This window comes from Brevundimonas sp., from assembly GCF_041648615.1.
Taxonomy (GTDB): Bacteria; Pseudomonadota; Alphaproteobacteria; order Caulobacterales; family Caulobacteraceae; genus Brevundimonas.
This window is the reverse complement of record NZ_JBAZOS010000016.1, coordinates 1-17,624: the sequence shown is the minus strand read 5'-3', so window position 1 is coordinate 17,624 and position 17,624 is coordinate 1. Positions and strand designations below refer to the sequence as shown.

The window sequence follows — 17,624 nt, the reverse complement described above, 5'->3', positions numbered from 1 at the left end:
CACCCCTGCCGGAGCCTGCCATGCGTGACCCCCACGCGGGATCGAACCCGCGCGCCTCGACCCTTGCCGCGACGGTCGTCGCGGCCCTCGCCCTGTCCGCCTGCGCCGGAGGCCCTCCGGGCGGACCCGGCGGCCGGCGCGGACCGGATGGCCCGGCCGCCCCCGCCCTGTTCATCAGCCCCTTCGGCGAGCCCTTCGTCGCGGCTGCGGGTCAGCCCTGGCCGGTGGCGGACTGGTTCCGGGGCGCCGACGCCGACCTCGACGGCGGCGTGACCTTCGAGGAATTCACCACCGACGGCGCGCGATGGTTCGCCCGGCTCGACACCGATCGCGACGGGCGCCTGAACCAGACCGAACTGGCGGCCTATGAGACCAGCCTGCGCGGGTTCGGGTCCGGACCGCGCGGCCCCGCCGCGTTCGGCCGGCCGGGCGGCGAGGGCCCTCGGGGCGGCGGCATGGCGGAAAACCTGGCCGCCGACGAGACGCAGCAGGGCCCCGGCGGCGGCGGACCCCCGCGCGGCGGCCCGCCGCGGGGCGGCGGCGGCCCCCGCGGGCCGCAGGGCTACGGCGTCATCGCCGACGCCGGCTTCTTCAACCTGCCCCAGCCGGTGAAGGCCGCCGACGTCAATGTCGACCAGCGGGTCACGGCCGCGGAATGGGCGACGGCGACGCAGCGCTGGTTCCTGGCCCTCGACGCCGACCGCGACGGCCGGCTGACGCTCGCCACCCTGCCGAAGACGCCGCTGCAACGGCGGGCCGAGGCCCGGCGGCGCTAGTCGTCGGACCCGGGCCGTCCGCGTCCGCTCTTGATCGTGGAGCGTTTGGCCTTGCCCTCCAGCCGGCGCTCCTTCGAGGCCCGGGTCGGCTTGGTCGGCACGCGATAGACCGGCGCGATCGAGGCCTTGTCGACCAGACCCTGCAGCCGCTCGATGGCGTCGGTGCGGTTGCGCTCTTGGGTGCGATAGCGGACGGCGGTGATCAGGATCACCCCGTCCAGGGTCAGCCGGCTGCCCGCCAGCTTCATCAGCCGCGCCCGCACCGGCTCGGTCAGCGAGGGCGAATTGCGGGCGTCGAACCGCATCTGCACGGCCGTCGAGACCTTGTTGACGTTCTGCCCGCCCGGCCCGCCGGCGCGGAAGAAGCGGAACTCCAGCTCATTCTCGGGGATGACGGTCACCGGACCACCCGTTTGGCGCGGACCACGGCCTGGTCCAGCGCCTGCAGAAAGGCTGAACGGTCCTTCGGCCCGAACGGCGGCGGGCCCGACGTGGCCACCCCCATCGACCGCAGGTGCTCGCCGACCATCCGCCCCGCCAGGGCCGAGCCGATGGAGTCCGGCGTGAACGGCTGGCCGTTCGATTTCAGCGCCTGCGCCCCGGCCTTCAGGCAGCGGTCGGCCAGCGGAATGTCGGCGGTGATGACGATGTCGCCCGGCCCCGCCCGCTCGGCGATCCAGTCGTCGGCGATGTCCGGCCCGGCGTCGACCACCACCTGCTCGATCCACGCCTCCCGCGGCGTGTTGATCCAGCTGTTGGAGACCACGAACACATGCAGGCCGTACCGCCCCGCCACGCGATAGACCTCGTCCTTCACCGGACAGGCGTCGGCGTCGATGAAGATGCGGGGGAGGGCGGACGCGGTCATGGGCGGGGAGGGGTGTGGGGTGTGGGGTGTGGGGGTTAGGAAGACAGCCCGCTCATACCCCGAGCATGTTGTCCGTGAAACCTGACCGCCTTTCCCTACACCCCACACCCCACACCCCATACCCGACACCCTACCGGCTGTAAGCCGGCGGCATCGCCCCTTCGCCGCCGTCGCGATAGCGGTCGCGCAGCAGGAACTGGCGGCTGGTCGGGGCCTGTTCGGCGCCGCCGATGAAGATGGTCTCGGCGATGCTGAGCGGCTCCAGCGGATCGCCGGACCAGACCACGACATCGGCCGCCGCTCCTGCGCGCAGCTCGCCGAACTGGCCGGCCATGCCGAAGATCTTCGCCGGATTGACCGTGATCGCCTCGATCGCCGCACCGTACGGCAGGCCGTGCGAGACGGCGTTGCCGGCGTTGTAGCGGGTCTCGCGGGCGCGGTGGATCGAGCCCTCATTGCCCTTGATGGCGATGACCACGCCCGCCGCGTCCAGCACGGCCGCGTTCTGCATCCGCACGGCCCGGGTCTCGAGGTCGCCGGGCAGGTTCGAGATCGGATTCAGCAGCACGGGCACGCCCGCCGCCACGATCTGGTCGGCGACCAGCCAGCCCTCTTCGGCGCCGTCGAGGATGACCTTCACCCCCTCCTCGCGCGCCAGCCGCAACACCTGCTGGATGTCGGCCGCGCGATGCACGGTGACGATCAGCGGCAGGCTGCCGTTGGCGACGGGGATCAGCGCCTCCAGATCGGCCCGCGACAGGCTGAGATCGCGCAGGCCGGCGCGGTCGTAGGCCGCCTTGTTGCGCGCATAGAGACGCACCTCGGCGAGGGTTTCCTTGAACTGGGTGAACTCGGCCCCGCGCGCGCCGCCGGCGACGCCGGCGCCGGCCTCGCCGAAGGGCGCGACCATGGCCACGCGCGGTTTGACGAGGATGTCGGTCCCCTGCGCCAGGTGGATGATCGCGGCCTGTCCGGCGAACAGGCTGGGCGCCTGCAGCCCGGCGGAGCCCACGCCGGCGAAGTCCGCGTCGCCGTCGTCCCGGTGGTTGCCGCCGCCGCCGCCCGGATGGCTCGGCACGACGATGGCGCGGGTGATGCCGCCCAGGCGGGCGACCGGCAGGGTGAAGGACCACGGGTCCAGCCCGTAGCTGACGTCGAACGAGGCGCTGATGGAGTTGGCGCCGTTCGACTGGTCGTCCGACCCGCCGACCGACGAGATTTCCGAGGCGCCGAGGCCGCTGTCCACGGCGACGAAGCCCGGGGCGACGACCTTGCCGCGGGCGTCGATGACGCGGGCGCCCGAGGGCGCGGCGCCGGTCCCGACCGAGACGACCCGGCCGTTCTGGATCACCACCGTCCCGTTCTCGATGACGGAGGTTCCGGTCAGCACCCGCCCGCCCGTGATCGCGGTCAGGGACTGGGCGAAGGCGGGCGATGTGAGGGCTGCGGCGCAGACGGCGCCGAGGATGAGGTTCCTGAGGCGCATCAGCGGGCTCCCTGCGGGACGTTGGCGGCGGAGAGACCGAAGCCGGGCTGGCCCAGCTCATAGTCGGACAGCGGCTGATAGGCCGGGTTCATGCGGTCGAAGCTCAGCCCCCCGTCGATGAAGACCTGGTCGGCGCGGGCGTAGACGCTGAACGGATTGGCGCTCCAGATCACCACGTCGGCGCGCTTGCCGGCTTCCAGCGATCCGGTCTGGTCGGCGATGCCCAGCGAACGGGCCGGGTTCAGGGTGATCCAGCTGATCGCCCGCTCCTCGGAGATGTTCATCCCCATGCGGCGGCCGGCGGCGAGGGCGGCGGCGGTTTCCTGGTTCAGCCGCTGGGTCAGTTCGGCGTCGTCCGAGTGGATGACCGCGCACGACCCCTGGGGCGCGTCGACCAGGGCGGCGTTGGCCTCGACCGCGTCGAGCGCCTCCATCTTGAAGCCCCACCAGCCGGCCCACATGTCGGCGCAGATACCCTCGCGGGCCAGCAGGGGCGCGACCTTGTAGGCCTCGATGGCGTGGTGGAAGGCGGTGATGCGGTAGCCGAACTCCTTGGCGATATCGATCATCACCGCCATCTCGTCGGCGCGGTAGCAGTGGTTCTGGATCAGGACCGAGCCGTCCAGCACGCCCGCCAGGGTCTCGAGCTGCAGGTTGCGGGTCGGCGGCGAACCCTCGCCGTCGTCGCGCCACTTGTCCCATTTGGCCTTGTACTCGCGCGCCGCGATGAAGGCGGCGCGATAGCCGGCGACATTGCCCATGCCGGTGGCCGGCGAGGTGTTGCGGCCGCCGTAGACGCGCGACGGATTCTCGCCGCAGGCCATCTTCAGGCCATAGGGCGCGCCGGGCATCTTCATGCCCTGCATGGTCACCGAGGGCACATTGCGCACCGTCACGCCGCGCCCGCCGAACAGATTGGCCGAGCCGGGCAGGATCTGGAGGGTGGTCACCCCGCCGGCGCGGGCCGCGTTGAAGCCGGGGTCCTGGGGCCACAGCGAATGCTCGGCCCAGACCTGGGCGGTGTTGGGGTTGGTCGCCTCATTGCCGTCGCTCATCCCCGACACGCCGGGCGAGGGATAGACGCCGAGGTGCGAGTGCACGTCGATGATGCCCGGGGTCACGAACCGGCCGCGCGCATCGACGACGCGATGGCCGCCGGGCACGGGGGTCGAGGCGTCGCCGACCGCGGCCACCTTGCCGTCGGTGACGATGACCACCCCGTTCTCGATCTTGCGGCCCGCGCCGTCGAAGACGGTGCCGCCGACGATGGCCATGTTCTCGCGCGGCAGGCCGCGATAGGTCGAGGGGAAGGGATCGGGGTTGGCCGCATAGTCCAGGCCCCGGGCCAGGGGCTGGCGCGCCTCGACGTCGGACGAACCGTCCGCGGCGGGCTTGTCCTCACCCCCGGTGGTGGCGCAGGCCGAGAGGGCCAGAGAGCCCGCGAGCACGCAGGCGAGGACGGCGAGGCTGGAACCCCGCAAGGCGTGAAGTCTCATCGAACGCTCCCCCTGATACGCCCGACCTCAAGAACGGCGGCGCATGTCGGAGCGGATTACAAAAGGGTCCGGCGCGTCCCGTCAAAGCCGGAAACATTACAAACCGGTAAGGCGGGCTTTCAGTTCGGGATCGGACAGACCTTCGACCCCGACCATCTTGGTCCGGGACTGGCCGCCGCGCTGGAGGACCACGGCGGATTTCGGCACGCCGAGCGCCCTGGCCAGCAGCTTGATCAGGGCCTCATTGGCCTCGCCCTCGACCGGCCGGGCGCGCACCCGGACCTTGAGAACGGGACGGCCTTCGGCGTCCACGTCCCAGCCGTCGATGCGGTCGACGGCGGCGCCGGGGGTCAGTTTGACGGCGAGATGGGCCATGGCGATGCAAGCGTCAGAGCATCCTCGATCAACTGGTCGAGCAGGCGGCGGTCGTCGGTTCCGTGGCGTTCGATCACGAGTCCATCAGGGGCGACGCCTCTGGCCCGCCAAGCCCCATTGGACACTTCCGTTACCGTAAACGACCAGCCTTCGGGTGGCGCTGTGGTTATGGCTCGTTGGTGCGATGACATCCGCGCAGTCTGGCAGATCAGGCATCGGTTTTCTCCCCTCCGCCCAAGAGAAAGGCGCTGAACCGAAAGCACCGTGTTGGTCCGGTCTGCGGATAATGTGTTGCTTGTCATCCCGGCCGAAGCGAAGCGGAGAGCCGGGACGGCTCGCGCCACCCCAAACATCCCTCCCGGACAGCCCACTTGGGCTGAGCCGGGAGACAGGTTGAGGTCACCCCGGTGGCGACTCTTTCAAACAAACCGTTCTGAGGCAGCCCTTCTTCCGGCTCAGCCCAAGCGGGCTGTCCGGAAGCAATGGAGTCCCCGCGCCGTGCGTCCCGGATCGCCGCTTTGCGGCGTCCGGGATGACAAGGCTCCAGATCTCGACGGATCCTACCCCAGCGCCTTCATCAGCTCCGGCACCACGACCTTGTAGTCGCCGACGATGCCGTAATCCGCGACCTGGAAGATCGGCGCATCCGCGTCCTTGTTGATGGCGACGATGACCTTGGAGTCCTTCATCCCGGCGAGGTGCTGGATGGCGCCCGAGATGCCGATGGCGATGTAGAGGGCCGGGGCCACCACCTTGCCGGTCTGGCCGACCTGGTAGTCGTTCGGCGCATAACCCGCGTCCACGGCGGCGCGCGAGGCGCCCACGGCGGCGCCCAGCTTGTCGGCCAGCGGGTCCATGACGGCATGGAATTCCTCGGCCGAGCCGAGGGCCCGACCGCCCGAGACGACGATCTTCGCCGCGCCCAGTTCCGGACGGTCCGACTTGACCATTTCCTCGCTGACGAAGGCCGCCTTGCCGGCGTCCGCGCCCGCGACGGTCTCGACCTTGGCCGAGCCGCCCTCGGCAGCGGCGTCGAAGCTGGTCGGACGCACGGTGATGACCTTCTTGCCGTCCGAGGACTGCACGGTCTCCAGCGCATTGCCCGCGTAGATCGGCCGCACGAAGGTGTCGTTCGACACCACCTCGATGATGTCCGAGATCGGGGCGACATCGAGCTTCGCGGCGATCCGGGGCATGAAATTCTTGCCGTCGGTGGTGGCCGGCGAAAGGATGGCGTCATAGCCGCCGGCCAGACCCACGACGGTCGCCTCGACGGCCTCGGCCAGCTGGTGGCCCAGGCCGGCGCTTTCGGCCAGCAGCACCTTGCGCACGCCGGCGATCTTCGCGGCGGCGTCGGCCGCGGCCTTCGAGCCCTGGCCGATGACCAGGACATCGACGTCGCCCGACAGCTTCAGGGCGGCCGTGACGGTCTTGTGGGTGGTGTCGCGGACGGAGTCCCCGTCGCGGTCGGCGATGACGAGAACGGCCATTACAGGACCCCCGCGGTCTTGAGTTTCGCAACCAGTTCGGCGGCGTCGGCCACCTTGATCCCGGCGGAGCGCGTCGGCGGGGCCGTGACCTTCTTAACCGTCAGGCGCGGCGCCGTGTCGACGCCGTAGTCGGCGACCGCCTTGACCGCGATCTCCTTCTTCTTGGCCTTCATGATGTTGGGCAGGGAGGCGTAGCGCGGCGTGTTCAGGCGCAGGTCGACCGAAACCACCGCCGGCAGGGCCGCCGACAGGGTCTGCAGGCCGCCGTCGACTTCACGCGTCACGGTCGCCTTGCCGTCGGCCAGCACGATCTTGCCGGCGAAGGTGGCCTGGGGCCAGTCCAGCAGGGCGGCCAGCATCTGGCCGACCGCATTGTTGTCGCCGTCGATCGACTGCTTGCCCAGCAGGACCAGATCGGGCTTCTCCTCGTCGACCACGGCCTTGAGCAGCTTGGCGACGGCCAGCGGCTCCAGGTCGGCGTCCGACTGGATCAGCAGGCCGCGGTCCGCGCCCATGGCCAGGGCGGTGCGGATGGTCTCCTGGGCCTGGGTCACGCCGATGGAGACGACCACGATCTCGGTCGCGGTCCCGGCGGCGTGATGCTCCTTGCCCTCCTTCATGCGCACGGCTTCCTCGACGGCGATCTCGTCGAACGGATTCATGCTCATCTTGACGTTGGCGAGATCAACGCCGGTCTGGTCCGCCTTGACGCGAGCCTTGACGTTGTAGTCGATCACCCGTTTGACGGGGACGAGAACCTTCATTGCAATATCCACGAAAGCGCCGGAATGTTGGGTGAGGGAATGGTACGCCTCATCCGGCCTGTCAACGTAACGCCGCGTCAACGGAGCCGATCCTCCGCGCCGCCCAGCCTCGGAAACCGATCATGCACCGCCTCCTGACCATGAAACGGCTCAGCATCCTGTTCCTGAGCGCCTTCGCCGTGCTGATGGGCGGGATGTTCGCCTATGAGAGCCTCGTCGTCGCGCCGGGCGACCGTTGCGAGGCCGGCGGCAAATGGTGGGACCCGCAGGACCGGGTCTGCGCCCAGCCCATCTCCATCGCCGAAATCACTGGCCGCCCCAATCCCGGCGAGCGCGCCGCGGCTTCGGCGGCGAAGAACCGCGAACTGGTGGCGATCGAGGACTCCCTGGCCGCCCAGCAGAAAGCCCGCGACGCCGACGCCGACCGCCAGCGCGCCGCCCTCGCCGCGCAATAGGCGCGGTCCGGGTATAGACAGCGGCCCTGCGTCCAAATCTGACGCACGGCCGTGCTTACCTGGCCGAGCCCGTGAGGGCCGGTCTTTGACAATCGAAAACGCGAGGAAGCAGAACCGTCTCAGGCGCACTATGCGCACTATGCGCACGGTGTTTTGACCGACCGCCGGGACTAGCGGGTCGCCCCCGGCTTCCACTTCACATCGTCCGCGCCGTTGGCGTTGGCCCGGCGGGCGGCGACGAACAGGTGGTCGGACAGGCGATTGAGATAGCGGACCGACGCCGGCGTCACCGCCTCGCCCGCTTCCATCAGACGCACGGCCTCGCGCTCGGCCCGGCGCGCCACGGTGCGGGCCAGATGCAAATGGACCGCCAGCGGCGACCCGCCCGGCAGGATGAAGCTGTCCAGTTCCTTCAGGCTCTCGTTCATCCAGTCGATCTCGGCCTCCAGCCGCTCGACCTGGCTGTCGACGATGCGCAGCGCCTCCCATTTCGGCGCCGGCTCCAGCGGGGTGGCCAGATCGGCGCCGAGGTCGAACAGCTCGTTCTGGATCCGGCCCAGCATGGCGTCGATGCGATCGTTCTGGCCCGAATGCAGCCGGGCCACGCCGATGACGGCGTTCAGCTCGTCGACCGCGCCATAGGCCTCGACCCGGGGATTGCTCTTGGACACCGGCGCGCCCGAGGCCAGCCGGGTCTGTCCGCCGTCGCCCGTCTTCGTATAGATGCGGTTCAGGATGACCACGGCTTCAGGCCCCCTGGGCTCTAGCCGGCATGGGTGGATTTCCACCACATCCCGACGCACAGCAGCACGATCGCCAGCGCCTGGAGGGCCACCCGCAGCCGCATCAGCTTGTTGGAATGCGACCGCGCATAGTCTCCGCCGCGGTACAGCGAATAGATGCCGAAGCCCAGGGTCAGGGCCACCGCCGCGATGGCCAGCAGGATCAGGATGTTCAGAATGTCGCCCATGGCGGCAATCTAGGCGCACCGGGGCGGCGAGGCCAGCGCGCGCGACGCCGCAACCTCCGTCGGAGCGCAGGCTAAGCCGTTGGTCATCAATTCGTGGTTCGATGAACGCGTCGAGGGAGCCATGAACGACCGTACGATCCGCAATCTGGCCCACCTGCGGCGATCCGCCTCGACCGCCCGCGTGCTCAATTTGCTGAACGTCTACAACGAGCATGGACACGACCCGGACTGGATCGCCCGGCCCCTGTTCCGGACGCCCGCCCTGAACCGGGCCCTGATCATCAAACACCGCCTGCGCCGCGACGAGCTGGACCTGTTCCGGCTGCGACGCCAGGTCGCGACCAAGGTGGTCCTGCCCATCGACGCCAGCGACCTGAAGGCCGGCGGCCACTTCGTCTTCGTCGGCGAGCGCGATTACGAACGGATGATGCACGAGGCCTTCGGAATCGACCGCGAGCATCCGGACATCGCCGCCCTCGCCCTGCTGGATCGTCTGCCCTCGCTCGACCCCTTCCTGCTTCGGGAACAGCTCAGGCGGGCCGGGATCGAGCTGGCGCCCTGCTATTTCTCGATCAGCGAACGCGACATGGAGCGGATGATCCGCTTCGTCGAGGACGAAATCCGGCCCCTGGTCACCCTCAGCGTGGGATACGGCCTCGCGGCCGTGGGGTCGACCCGCCGGCTGGCCGGAAAGATCCTGTCCAACGATCCCCGGGACCGGATGGAGGCCCTGCGCCAGACCCTGATTCTGGGCGAGGACGAGTATGAGGAGGGCATCTTCTGCTGGAAGGGCTTCCTCTACTACAAATGGGTGCTCGGCAGCCTGGCCGCCGACATCGCCTCGGTCGCCCAGGCCATCAGCACGGTCCGGCCCCTCGGCCGGGCCGATCAGGCCGCGCAGGAATATCTGGATCGTGGACGGACCGTCCTTCGCGCCCGGATCCAGAAGACCTGTCAGGAGGTGTCCCTGACGCTCCGGGTCTATGACGACGCCTACGCAAGCCTGACGGTCGTCGGTGAGCCGACCGCCTTCCGTGATTTCCTGCGGGAAGCGCCACGGATGTTCAACCGTCTGGGCGAGCAGCTGGGCGCGATCCAGCACATCGTCAGCTTCTGGCGGTTCCGCTTCAGCCCCGGCGCGGCGAACGTCAGCCCCGAGGAACTGATCGACATCTTCATGGACTTCGAAACCGGTCTGGCCGAGCGCGCCGAGGACCCCGGCGAGGTCATTCTGGCCGCCTGACCGGCCGCCCGTGAAAAAGGCCGGGAACCAGGTTCCCGGCCTCGTTCAGCGTCGATCGTCGATCGTGATCAATAGCGGTAGTGGTCCGGCTTAAACGGGCCCTCGGTCGGGACCGAGATGTAGTCGGCCTGTTCCTTCGAAAGGGTCGTCAGCTTCGCGCCCAGCTTGCCCAGGTGCAGCATGGCGACCTTCTCGTCGAGATGCTTGGGCAGGGTGTAGACCTGGTTCTCGTAGGATTTGGCGTTGGTCCACAGTTCGATCTGGGCCAGCGTCTGGTTGGTGAAGCTGGCGCTCATCACGAACGACGGGTGGCCCGTGGCGTTGCCCAGGTTCACCAGACGGCCTTCCGACAGCAGGATGATCTTCTTGCCGTCCGGGAACTCGACGTGGTGGACCTGCGGCTTGATCTCGTCCCACTTGAAGTTCTTCAGGCCGGCGACCTGAATCTCGGAATCGAAGTGGCCGATGTTGCAGACGATGGCGTTGTTCTTCATCGCCCGCATGTGATCGACGGTCAGGACGTCCTTGTTGCCCGTGGCGGTGACGAAGATGTCGGCCTCGCCGGCCACGTCCTCGACGGTGACGACCTCATAGCCTTCCATGGCCGCCTGCAGGGCGCAGATCGGATCGACCTCGGTGACCTTCACCCGGGCGCCGCCCTGGCGCAGCGAGGCGGCCGAGCCCTTGCCCACGTCGCCGTAGCCGCAAACGACCGCGACCTTGCCCGACAGCATGACGTCGGTGCCGCGGCGGATCGCGTCGACCAGCGATTCACGGCAGCCGTACAGATTGTCGAACTTGGACTTGGTGACGCTGTCGTTGACGTTGATGGCGGGGAACGGCAGGTCGCCCTTCTTGGCCATTTCGTACAGGCGGTGAACGCCCGTGGTCGTCTCTTCCGACACGCCGCCGATGGCGTCGCGGATCGCCGAATAGAAGCCGGGCTTCTCGGCGATGTAGCGCTTCATGACCTTGAAGAGGGCTTCCTCCTCCTCGTTCTGCGGATTGGCCAGCAGGGACAGGTCCTTCTCCGCCTTGGGGCCGAGCACGCACAGCAGGGTTGCGTCGCCGCCGTCGTCGAGGATCAGGTTCGGATAGCCGCCGTCGGCCCATTCGAAGATCTTGTGAGCGTAGTCCCAGTACTCTTCCAGGGTCTCGCCCTTGGTGGCGAACACCGGCGTGCCGTTGGCGGCGATGGCGGCCGCGGCGTGGTCCTGGGTCGAGAAGATGTTGCACGAAGCCCAGCGGACGTCGGCGCCGAGGGCTTCCAGCGTCTGGATCAGCACGGCGGTCTGGATGGTCATGTGCAGGCTGCCGGCGATGCGGGCGCCCTTGAGGATCTGTTGCGCGCCGAACTCTTCACGCAGCGCCATCAGGCCCGGCATTTCGGTTTCAGCGATGGCGATCTCCTTGTTGCCGAAGGGGGCAAGCGAGATGTCGCGGACGATGTAGTCGGTCATGGAGCGGGGCCTTCCGGGAGATTGTTCGGGCGGCCTATAGACCGGTCCCGGCCCGGGGGCAAGAAACACATAAGGATGTCTTTATGTGTTTGCCGTGAGGCCCGCTCTGGCGAAACGCGCCCGAGTACGCTCAACATGGCGGATAATCCGGGGAGGGTGACGATGAGCCGACTGATGGCGAGCCTTGGCGGCGCGGCGTTGCTGGGTCTGACGGCGGGGACGGCGGGCGCGCAGGCGGCGCCCGAACCGGGACCGACGACCCTGATCCTGGCCGGCCGTTTGCTGGACCGCCCGGGCCAGGCGCCGCGCGGGCCCTCCACCGTGGTGGTGCGCGACGGGCTGGTCGCCGAAATCCGCGACGGCTTCGTCGACGCCTCGGACTTTCCCGGCGCGACCGTCATCGACCAGCGCGATCGCTTCGTCCTGCCGGGCCTGATTGACAGCCATGTGCATCTGGTCTCGGACCTCGGCGGTCAGGCGGGCTTCCTCTCCGGGATCACCGAGAACCTGCCGACCCACGCCTACCGCGCGGCCGACAACGCCCGGAAGACGCTGATGGCCGGCTTCACCACGGTGCGAAACCTCGGCGACGACGGCGGCGTGACCATGGCCCTGCGCGACGCCACTGCGGCCCATCGCCTGCCCGGCCCGCGCATTGTCGACGCCGGCAGCAGCATCTCGACCACCTCGGGGCACATGGATGGCCGTCTGGGTTTCAATGACGAGCTGCGCGAGACGATCCCGCACGAGAATGTCTGCAACGGACCGGAAAGCTGCCGCGAGGCGGTGCGTATCCAGGTGGGACGCGGCGTCAACGTCATCAAGATCGCCACCACCGGCGGGGTGAACAGCCGCATCGGCGCCGGCCTGGGCGCCCAGATGTTCGACGACGAGGCCCGGGCCCTGATCGACACGGCGCATCTGTACGGCCTCAAGGTCGCGGTCCACGCCCATGGCGCCGACGGCATCAACATGGCGCTGCGGATGGGGGCGGATTCGATCGAGCACGGCACGATCTTCGACGACGAGACGATCCGCCTGTTCCGCCAGTCGGGCGCCTACTATGTACCCACCCTGTCGACCGTGAACGGCTACATCGAGCGGCTGGCCGCCGATCCCAACGCCTATTCGCCCGAGGTTCTGCCCAAGATCCGCTGGCGCATCTCCATCACCGGCCAGTCACTGGAGCGCGCGGTTCCGGCCGGAGTCAAAATCGCCTTCGGCACCGATGCGGGCGTGTCGAAGCACGGCCGCAACGCTGACGAGTTCGCCCTGATGGTCCAGCACGGCATGACGCCGATGGGCGCAATCCAGGCGGCCACGGTCAACGCCGCGGACCTGCTGGGCCTGTCGTCCGAGGTCGGATCCCTGGAGCCGGGCAAGCACGCCGACCTGATCGCCGTGGATGGCGACCCCCTGACCGACGTCACGGTGCTGACCTCGGTGGACTTCGTGATGCGGGACGGGCGGGTGTACCGCGACGAGGACTAAGACGGGCTTGGCGAGGCGGAACGGCGGAGCTAAGCACAGACCCCATGACCTCCGCCCTCTCGACGCCCCGCCACGACTGGACCCTGACCGAGGTCGAAGCCCTGTTCGCCCGGCCTTTCATGGACCTGATCTATGACGCCGCGACCGTGCACCGGACATGGTTCGATCCGTCCGAAGTGCAGAAGAGCCAACTGCTGTCGATCAAGACCGGCGGCTGCGCCGAGAACTGCGGCTACTGCTCGCAGTCGGCCAGTTTCGACACGGGCCTGAAGGCCGAAAAGCTGATGGACGCGAGCGCCGTTCTGGCCGAGGCCATGGCGGCCAAGGCCGGCGGGGCCAGCCGCTTCTGCATGGGCGCGGCCTGGCGCGAGCTGAAGGACCGCGACACGCCCAAGCTGGCGACCATGATCGCGGGGGTGAAGGCGCTGGGGCTCGAGACGTGTGCGACGCTCGGCATGCTGAACGCCGATCAGGCGCGTCAGCTGAAGGCCGCCGGGCTCGATTTCTACAATCACAATCTTGATACGGGTCCCGAGTATTACGCCCAGGTCGTGACGACGCGGACGTATCAGGACCGGCTGGACACGCTGCAGCACGTGCGCGACGCCGGCATGAGCACCTGCTGCGGCGGCATCGTCGGCATGGGCGAGGCGCGGCGGGACCGGGCCAGTCTTCTGCACGCCCTGGCGACCCTCCCCGAACATCCCGACAGCCTGCCGGTCAACGCCCTCGTCCCGGTCACCGGCACGCCGCTGGGCGAGCGCATGCTGGGCGAGGGTCAGATCGATCCGATCGAGTTCGTCCGCACCGTCGCCGTCGCCCGCATCGTCTGCCCGCGCGCCATGGTGCGCCTGTCCGCGGGGCGCGAGACGATGAGCGCCGAAATGCAGGCCCTTTGCTTCCTGGCGGGGGCCAACTCCATATTCGTCGGCGGCAAGCTGTTGACCACGCCCAATCCCGAACAGGACGAGGACGCGGCCCTGTTCGCCCTGCTGGACCTGAGGCCGATGGAGCCAAAGGCCGTAGGAGCTGTCGGGGCGGCGGCGTAACCACGCCTTAAGCGCCGTGTGCGAGGGTCGGCGCATGGATCGCCGCAACCTCCTCGGACTGAAGACCCAACCGCTCAGGACCAGCGGTGAATCGGCCGCGCCGCAGCCCAGCTATCTGCGCCTGCCGACGATCACCGCCAACGTCATCCGCCCCGGCGGCCGGCGCGGCGTGATGACGGTCGAGACGGGGGTCGACACCGCGGACGCCGCGCTGCGCGCCCGCGTGGCCCAGTCCACGCCCCGGCTGCGCGCCGCCTACGCCGCCGTGGTGCAGCAGGCCGCCGTCGCCATGTTGCCCGGCGCTCCGCCCGACGTCGAACGGCTGGTCGCACAGCTCCAGGCGGCGACCAATACAGTGATGGGCCGCGCCGGCGCGCGGCTGCTCATCGGGACGGTGATGGTGGTCTAGGCGGCAGGCCTAGTCCTTCGTCGGGCTGATCTGGTCCGCGTCTCCATAGGTCAGCGCCAGGAAGACGTCTTCCAGATCGGGATCTTCGGTGGTGATGTCCGCGATCGTGACGCCCGCGGCCCGCACCGCCGCCAGCACCTGCTCCACCGATGACTGGCCCTTGCGGTAGGTGACCACGAAGGCCCCGTTGGGCCGCGCAACAGCCTCGAACCCCTTGAGGACGGGAAGGCTGTCGAGCACGCCTTCCGGCGTCACCACGACGTTGCGGGTGTCCAGCCGGCGCAGCAGTTGGGGCGTCGGCTCACAGGCGACCACCTCGCCACGGTTCATGATGGCGATGGTGTCGCAGAGCTCCTGCGCCTCTTCCAGATAGTGGGTGGTCAGCAGCACCGTCACGCCCTCGGCGTTGATGCGACGAACGTACTCCCACAGCTGGCGGCGCAGCTCGACGTCCACCCCCGCCGTCGGTTCGTCGAGGATGAGGATGGGCGGATTGTGCACCAGGGCCTTGGCTACCATCAGCCGGCGCTTCATGCCCCCGGACAGGGCGCGGACATAGGCGTGCGCCTTGTCCGACAGGCCGAGCGCGGCCAGCAATTCGTCTGAGCGCCGCTCGTTGGCCGGCACCCCGTAGAAGCCCGCCTGGACCTCGAGCGCCTCGCGCGGGGTGAAGAAGACGTCGGCCACGATCTCCTGCGGCACCACGCCCAGGGCGGCGCGGGCGGCGCGGGGTTGTTTATCGATGTCGCGGTCCCAGATCGAGACCGTGCCGCCGGTCTTGTTGACCACGCCCGCGAGGATGTTGATCAGGGTCGACTTGCCGGCGCCGTTGGGCCCCAGCAGGCCGAACATCGAGCCCCGCGGAATGACCAGATCGACGCCGCGCAGCGCCGTCTTGGGGGGCGCCTTCTTCGTTCCGGCATAGGTCTTTTCCAGCCCTCGCACCTCGATGGCGTTGACGGGCAGGGCGTTCACTTCGGGCATACGGGCTTTCCGTTGGACTGGCCGGCCTAGGTAGGCGCGCCGGCCGCCGTCGCCAAGGCCGCGCCCCCCGGGCGAGACCGAAGTGTCAATGACGCTTGACATAATGTCGCGATATGTCTAGCGTCCTTGTCATTATGAACAGCTTGCTTGACGGAACGACCTTATGAACCGCACCAAAATGATCGGCTGGACCGCCTTCGCCGTCTGCCTCCTTGGCTATGGAACGTTTACGGCCATCGTCGTCCTGAACCGGATGGGTCAGCTGGAGATGCGCGAGACCCTGTTGTTCGGCGGTCCCGCCGCCGTCGTGGGGGAGATCGGCCTGTGGGTCGCCGCCGGCTGTCTGGGCTGGTCCCTGTTCAAGGGGCGCAAGGCGGTGTTGGACCGGGTCTTCCGCAAACGCCGGCAGACGGTTTGACGCCGGGCGCACGCCCGCCTAGGGAATCGGTTCCGCCGCTTTTCAGTTCCGAGATCGCGCCATGCCGCCGCGCCACCCCGACGCCATCATCCCTCCGCCGGAGGACATCGTCGTCCCGACCAGGCGCGTGGCGTGCGACGGAGGCGGCGGCGCCCTCGGCCACCCGTTGGTCTATATGGACATGGGCGGCGACGATTTCGTCGAATGCGCCTATTGCGACCGTCGCTTCGTGCTGGACGCGCATCCGCAGCCCGAGAACGAATACCTCAGCCCCGCCGCCCGGCCGCCCGAGGCGCACTGATCAGTCCCCCGCGGGCGGCGCCGGCATCAGGTCGCCGAACGGGGCCGCGTCCTCCAGGGCCCGGACGAACGAAGGCCGCGCCATAAGCCGGCTGTGCCACGCCCTCAGCAACGGCCGCTCGCCGAACGGAACCAGCCGCCGCGCATAGGTCAGGATCGGCGCCGCGCCACAGTCGGCCAGGGTGAAGGCCTCGCCCGCGCCCCAGGTCCGGCCGTCCGACAGCCGCTGCTCCAGCCAGTCCCAGGCGTCGGCCAGAATCGCCGCGTCCAGGGCGTCTCCGAAGGGATCCTCGTTTCCCGCCGGGCGAAACTTGCGGGGGATGATGCGGTTCATCGGCCCGCCGACGTAGGTGTCCACGACCCGGTCGATCAGCCGGGCCTCCAGCGCCGCCTCCGGATCGGCGGGGACCAGCCGCCCGCCGCCGGCGAGCCGGTCCAGATGCTCGATGACGATGCTGGATTCGACCACGCGGCGGTCGCCGTCGATCAGCACGGGCATCTTGCCGAACGGCGATACGGTGCGGAAGGCCGCCATGCCGGCCGCGTCGGCCGCATCGACCAGCCGCAGCTCGAACGGCAGGTCGAGCTCGTACAACGCCACGGAGGCTTTCTGACCGTATGCGGCGTAGGGGTGGGACCAGAGGGTCAGGGACATGGTCAGGCGACCTCGGAAAACAGGGCTAACGGGGCGTTAATCGACACGGCGCAGGCTGAATACAGACCTTCGGGAGGGGCGCATGTCCACCATCCAGACCGGCAACTATCGCCGCCAGCGCGATCATTTCGAGCCCCAGGACGCCGATCCGGCGGAACAGCGGCGGGTGCGCGGCCTGCTGGAGCAGATCGACTATTCCGCCTTCGTCGCCAATCGCGAGATCATCGGCCAGATGCTGCCGCGGGTCGACGCGCCGACCTTTCAGAAGCTGGCCATCATGACGGCCACGGCGCGGGGCAAATGGGTGGCCGAGAGCCTGCGCCAGTCCGAATCGGGCGCGCCCTCGACCCCGGACCAGATCGCCCGGCTGACCTCGGCGCGGACGGCCTATGAGGAGCTGGCCGAGGCCTATGAGGGCCTGCGCCGGATGGTCGAGCGCGGCTATATCGCCATCCGCTGATCGGGCGCGCGCCCGAAAAAACAGTCCGAAGCGTCCGGATGGCGGCTGGCGGCGCTTCGTAAGCCTTCAGTTGTCAAAGACCGGTCCCGACGGGGTTCGGTCACTGAAACATGGGCCTGCGTCAAATTCAGACGCAGGCTCCATCGACCTAGCCGATCGGCTGGGGACGGGTCGCGATCGGGGCGTCGGGATCCGCGGACGGCCGCTCCGCCTCGGTCGGAACCGGCCCGGCCGGCCGGGCCGGCGCGATCTCGATCAGGGGAACCGGAGGGACGACCGGCGGCGGCGTGGCGGCGGGCGTGGCGGCTGGCGGCGTTATTACACGCGCGGGGGTCGTGGCTGCCGGACGCTGCGGGGCCGGTGCGGGACGGGCGAGCGGCGCCTCGGCGGGCGGCGTTCGGGTCGCCGCCGCCGGAGGGACCGGCGGCGCGGCGACCGGGTTCGGCTCAACCACCGGAGACGCTTCCACGGGGCT

Annotated in this window: 21 protein-coding genes and 1 pseudogene; 9 read left to right on the top strand and 13 right to left on the bottom strand. The window is 69.1% G+C overall.

What is annotated here, in order from left to right; genetic code table 11:
- Positions 1-20: 20 nt before the first annotated feature.
- Positions 21-776 (top strand): hypothetical protein, encoded by a 756-nt coding sequence (locus WC555_RS08075; RefSeq protein ID WP_373252774.1) that lies wholly within the window; start codon positions 21-23, stop codon positions 774-776.
- Here the strand turns inward: WC555_RS08075 and arfB are convergent.
- The 7 genes from arfB to WC555_RS08040 form a co-directional block, all read right to left on the bottom strand.
- Complete coding sequence (gene arfB, locus WC555_RS08070) at positions 773-1,177, bottom strand: alternative ribosome rescue aminoacyl-tRNA hydrolase ArfB (protein ID WP_373252773.1); 405 nt, start codon at positions 1,175-1,177, stop codon at positions 773-775. The genes WC555_RS08075 and arfB overlap by 4 nt on opposite strands.
- Complete coding sequence (locus tag WC555_RS08065; protein ID WP_373252772.1) at positions 1,174-1,644, bottom strand: YaiI/YqxD family protein; 471 nt, start codon at positions 1,642-1,644, stop codon at positions 1,174-1,176. Before WC555_RS08065 ends, arfB begins: the two co-directional genes overlap by 4 nt.
- A gap of 130 nt (positions 1,645-1,774) precedes the next feature.
- Positions 1,775-3,130 (bottom strand): amidohydrolase family protein, encoded by a 1,356-nt coding sequence (locus tag WC555_RS08060; protein WP_373252771.1) that lies wholly within the window; start codon positions 3,128-3,130, stop codon positions 1,775-1,777.
- Positions 3,130-4,626 carry an amidohydrolase gene (locus tag WC555_RS08055; RefSeq protein ID WP_373252770.1) on the bottom strand — a complete coding sequence of 499 codons (1,497 nt, stop codon included), beginning with the start codon at positions 4,624-4,626 and terminating at the stop codon, positions 3,130-3,132. Before WC555_RS08055 ends, WC555_RS08060 begins: the two co-directional genes overlap by 1 nt.
- Positions 4,627-4,722: 96 nt before the next feature.
- Positions 4,723-5,001 carry a DUF167 family protein gene (locus WC555_RS08050; RefSeq protein WP_373252769.1) on the bottom strand — a complete coding sequence of 93 codons (279 nt, stop codon included), beginning with the start codon at positions 4,999-5,001 and terminating at the stop codon, positions 4,723-4,725.
- Positions 5,002-5,561: 560 nt separating this feature from the next.
- Positions 5,562-6,491 carry an electron transfer flavoprotein subunit alpha/FixB family protein gene (locus WC555_RS08045; protein WP_373252768.1) on the bottom strand — a complete coding sequence of 310 codons (930 nt, stop codon included), beginning with the start codon at positions 6,489-6,491 and terminating at the stop codon, positions 5,562-5,564.
- On the bottom strand, positions 6,491-7,255 hold the full coding sequence (locus tag WC555_RS08040) for an electron transfer flavoprotein subunit beta/FixA family protein (protein WP_373252767.1): 765 nt from the start codon (positions 7,253-7,255) through the stop codon (positions 6,491-6,493). The genes WC555_RS08045 and WC555_RS08040 overlap by 1 nt, the downstream gene beginning before the upstream one ends.
- A 122-nt stretch (positions 7,256-7,377) precedes the next feature.
- Between WC555_RS08040 and WC555_RS08035 the strand changes: the two genes are divergently transcribed.
- A complete protein-coding gene (locus WC555_RS08035) occupies positions 7,378-7,710 on the top strand; it encodes a hypothetical protein (protein WP_373252766.1) in 333 nt (110 codons plus the stop codon).
- 170 nt (positions 7,711-7,880) lie between these two features.
- Here WC555_RS08035 and WC555_RS08030 read toward each other — a convergent pair whose 3' ends face one another.
- Positions 7,881-8,453 carry a cob(I)yrinic acid a,c-diamide adenosyltransferase gene (locus tag WC555_RS08030; RefSeq protein ID WP_373252765.1) on the bottom strand — a complete coding sequence of 191 codons (573 nt, stop codon included), beginning with the start codon at positions 8,451-8,453 and terminating at the stop codon, positions 7,881-7,883.
- A gap of 20 nt (positions 8,454-8,473) precedes the next feature.
- Complete coding sequence (locus WC555_RS08025) at positions 8,474-8,680, bottom strand: twin transmembrane helix small protein (protein ID WP_373252764.1); 207 nt, start codon at positions 8,678-8,680, stop codon at positions 8,474-8,476.
- 121 nt (positions 8,681-8,801) lie between these two features.
- On the opposite strand from WC555_RS08025, the gene WC555_RS08020 reads away from it, so the two are divergent.
- Complete coding sequence (locus WC555_RS08020; protein WP_373252763.1) at positions 8,802-9,923, top strand: hypothetical protein; 1,122 nt, start codon at positions 8,802-8,804, stop codon at positions 9,921-9,923.
- A 68-nt stretch (positions 9,924-9,991) separates the two neighbouring features.
- On the opposite strand, the gene ahcY is transcribed toward WC555_RS08020, so the two are convergent.
- Positions 9,992-11,383: an adenosylhomocysteinase gene (gene ahcY / locus WC555_RS08015; protein WP_373252762.1), complete on the bottom strand. Its 1,392-nt coding sequence runs from the start codon at positions 11,381-11,383 to the stop codon at positions 9,992-9,994.
- Positions 11,384-11,557: 174 nt separating this feature from the next.
- On the opposite strand from ahcY, the gene WC555_RS08010 reads away from it, so the two are divergent.
- Genes WC555_RS08010 through WC555_RS08000 form a run of 3 tightly spaced genes read left to right on the top strand, consistent with a single transcriptional unit; the run spans position 11,558 to position 14,332 of the window.
- Positions 11,558-12,874, top strand: coding sequence for an amidohydrolase family protein (locus WC555_RS08010; protein ID WP_373252761.1), 1,317 nt, complete (start codon positions 11,558-11,560; stop codon positions 12,872-12,874).
- Between the two features lie 44 nt (positions 12,875-12,918).
- Complete coding sequence (gene bioB, locus WC555_RS08005) at positions 12,919-13,923, top strand: biotin synthase BioB (RefSeq protein ID WP_373252760.1); 1,005 nt, start codon at positions 12,919-12,921, stop codon at positions 13,921-13,923.
- Positions 13,924-13,957: 34 nt separating this feature from the next.
- Positions 13,958-14,332, top strand: coding sequence for a Tat pathway signal protein (locus WC555_RS08000; RefSeq protein ID WP_373252759.1), 375 nt, complete (start codon positions 13,958-13,960; stop codon positions 14,330-14,332).
- 9 nt (positions 14,333-14,341) lie between these two features.
- On the opposite strand, the gene WC555_RS07995 is transcribed toward WC555_RS08000, so the two are convergent.
- Entirely contained in the window at positions 14,342-15,316 is a 975-nt protein-coding gene (locus WC555_RS07995) for an ABC transporter ATP-binding protein (protein WP_373252758.1), read from the bottom strand.
- A gap of 163 nt (positions 15,317-15,479) precedes the next feature.
- On the opposite strand from WC555_RS07995, the gene WC555_RS07990 reads away from it, so the two are divergent.
- Positions 15,480-15,734 (top strand): hypothetical protein, encoded by a 255-nt coding sequence (locus tag WC555_RS07990; protein ID WP_373252757.1) that lies wholly within the window; start codon positions 15,480-15,482, stop codon positions 15,732-15,734.
- 61 nt (positions 15,735-15,795) lie between these two features.
- Entirely contained in the window at positions 15,796-16,035 is a 240-nt protein-coding gene (locus WC555_RS07985; RefSeq protein ID WP_373252756.1) for a zinc-finger domain-containing protein, read from the top strand.
- Here the strand turns inward: WC555_RS07985 and WC555_RS07980 are convergent, their stop codons facing one another.
- The gene (locus WC555_RS07980; protein WP_373252755.1) at positions 16,036-16,689 is read right to left on the bottom strand and encodes a glutathione S-transferase family protein; all 654 of its coding nucleotides are present in this window, start codon (positions 16,687-16,689) and stop codon (positions 16,036-16,038) included.
- Between the two features lie 82 nt (positions 16,690-16,771).
- On the opposite strand from WC555_RS07980, the gene WC555_RS07975 reads away from it, so the two are divergent.
- The gene (locus WC555_RS07975) at positions 16,772-17,149 is read left to right on the top strand and encodes a hypothetical protein (RefSeq protein ID WP_373252754.1); all 378 of its coding nucleotides are present in this window, start codon (positions 16,772-16,774) and stop codon (positions 17,147-17,149) included.
- A 148-nt stretch (positions 17,150-17,297) separates the two neighbouring features.
- On the opposite strand, the pseudogene WC555_RS07970 reads toward WC555_RS07975, so the two are convergent.
- A pseudogene (locus WC555_RS07970) lies at positions 17,298-17,624 on the bottom strand (hypothetical protein); the annotation flags it as partial.

What these genes read in the sequence shown, in the direction of transcription:
- WC555_RS08075 (WP_373252774.1), top strand. Translation starts at nt 21, where the DNA reads ATGCGTGACCCCCACGCGGGATCGAACCCGCGCGCCTCGACCCTTGCC.
- WC555_RS08065 (WP_373252772.1), bottom strand. Translation starts at nt 1,644, where the DNA reads ATGACCGCGTCCGCCCTCCCCCGCATCTTCATCGACGCCGACGCCTGT.
- WC555_RS08060 (WP_373252771.1), bottom strand. Translation starts at nt 3,130, where the DNA reads ATGCGCCTCAGGAACCTCATCCTCGGCGCCGTCTGCGCCGCAGCCCTC.
- WC555_RS08055 (WP_373252770.1), bottom strand. Translation starts at nt 4,626, where the DNA reads ATGAGACTTCACGCCTTGCGGGGTTCCAGCCTCGCCGTCCTCGCCTGC.
- WC555_RS08050 (WP_373252769.1), bottom strand. Translation starts at nt 5,001, where the DNA reads ATGGCCCATCTCGCCGTCAAACTGACCCCCGGCGCCGCCGTCGACCGC.
- WC555_RS08045 (WP_373252768.1), bottom strand. Translation starts at nt 6,491, where the DNA reads ATGGCCGTTCTCGTCATCGCCGACCGCGACGGGGACTCCGTCCGCGAC.
- WC555_RS08040 (WP_373252767.1), bottom strand. Translation starts at nt 7,255, where the DNA reads ATGAAGGTTCTCGTCCCCGTCAAACGGGTGATCGACTACAACGTCAAG.
- WC555_RS08035 (WP_373252766.1), top strand. Translation starts at nt 7,378, where the DNA reads ATGCACCGCCTCCTGACCATGAAACGGCTCAGCATCCTGTTCCTGAGC.
- WC555_RS08025 (WP_373252764.1), bottom strand. Translation starts at nt 8,680, where the DNA reads ATGGGCGACATTCTGAACATCCTGATCCTGCTGGCCATCGCGGCGGTG.
- WC555_RS08020 (WP_373252763.1), top strand. Translation starts at nt 8,802, where the DNA reads ATGAACGACCGTACGATCCGCAATCTGGCCCACCTGCGGCGATCCGCC.
- ahcY (WP_373252762.1), bottom strand. Translation starts at nt 11,383, where the DNA reads ATGACCGACTACATCGTCCGCGACATCTCGCTTGCCCCCTTCGGCAAC.
- WC555_RS08010 (WP_373252761.1), top strand. Translation starts at nt 11,558, where the DNA reads ATGGCGAGCCTTGGCGGCGCGGCGTTGCTGGGTCTGACGGCGGGGACG.
- bioB (WP_373252760.1), top strand. Translation starts at nt 12,919, where the DNA reads ATGACCTCCGCCCTCTCGACGCCCCGCCACGACTGGACCCTGACCGAG.
- WC555_RS08000 (WP_373252759.1), top strand. Translation starts at nt 13,958, where the DNA reads ATGGATCGCCGCAACCTCCTCGGACTGAAGACCCAACCGCTCAGGACC.
- WC555_RS07995 (WP_373252758.1), bottom strand. Translation starts at nt 15,316, where the DNA reads ATGCCCGAAGTGAACGCCCTGCCCGTCAACGCCATCGAGGTGCGAGGG.
- WC555_RS07990 (WP_373252757.1), top strand. Translation starts at nt 15,480, where the DNA reads ATGAACCGCACCAAAATGATCGGCTGGACCGCCTTCGCCGTCTGCCTC.
- WC555_RS07985 (WP_373252756.1), top strand. Translation starts at nt 15,796, where the DNA reads ATGCCGCCGCGCCACCCCGACGCCATCATCCCTCCGCCGGAGGACATC.
- WC555_RS07980 (WP_373252755.1), bottom strand. Translation starts at nt 16,689, where the DNA reads ATGTCCCTGACCCTCTGGTCCCACCCCTACGCCGCATACGGTCAGAAA.
- WC555_RS07975 (WP_373252754.1), top strand. Translation starts at nt 16,772, where the DNA reads ATGTCCACCATCCAGACCGGCAACTATCGCCGCCAGCGCGATCATTTC.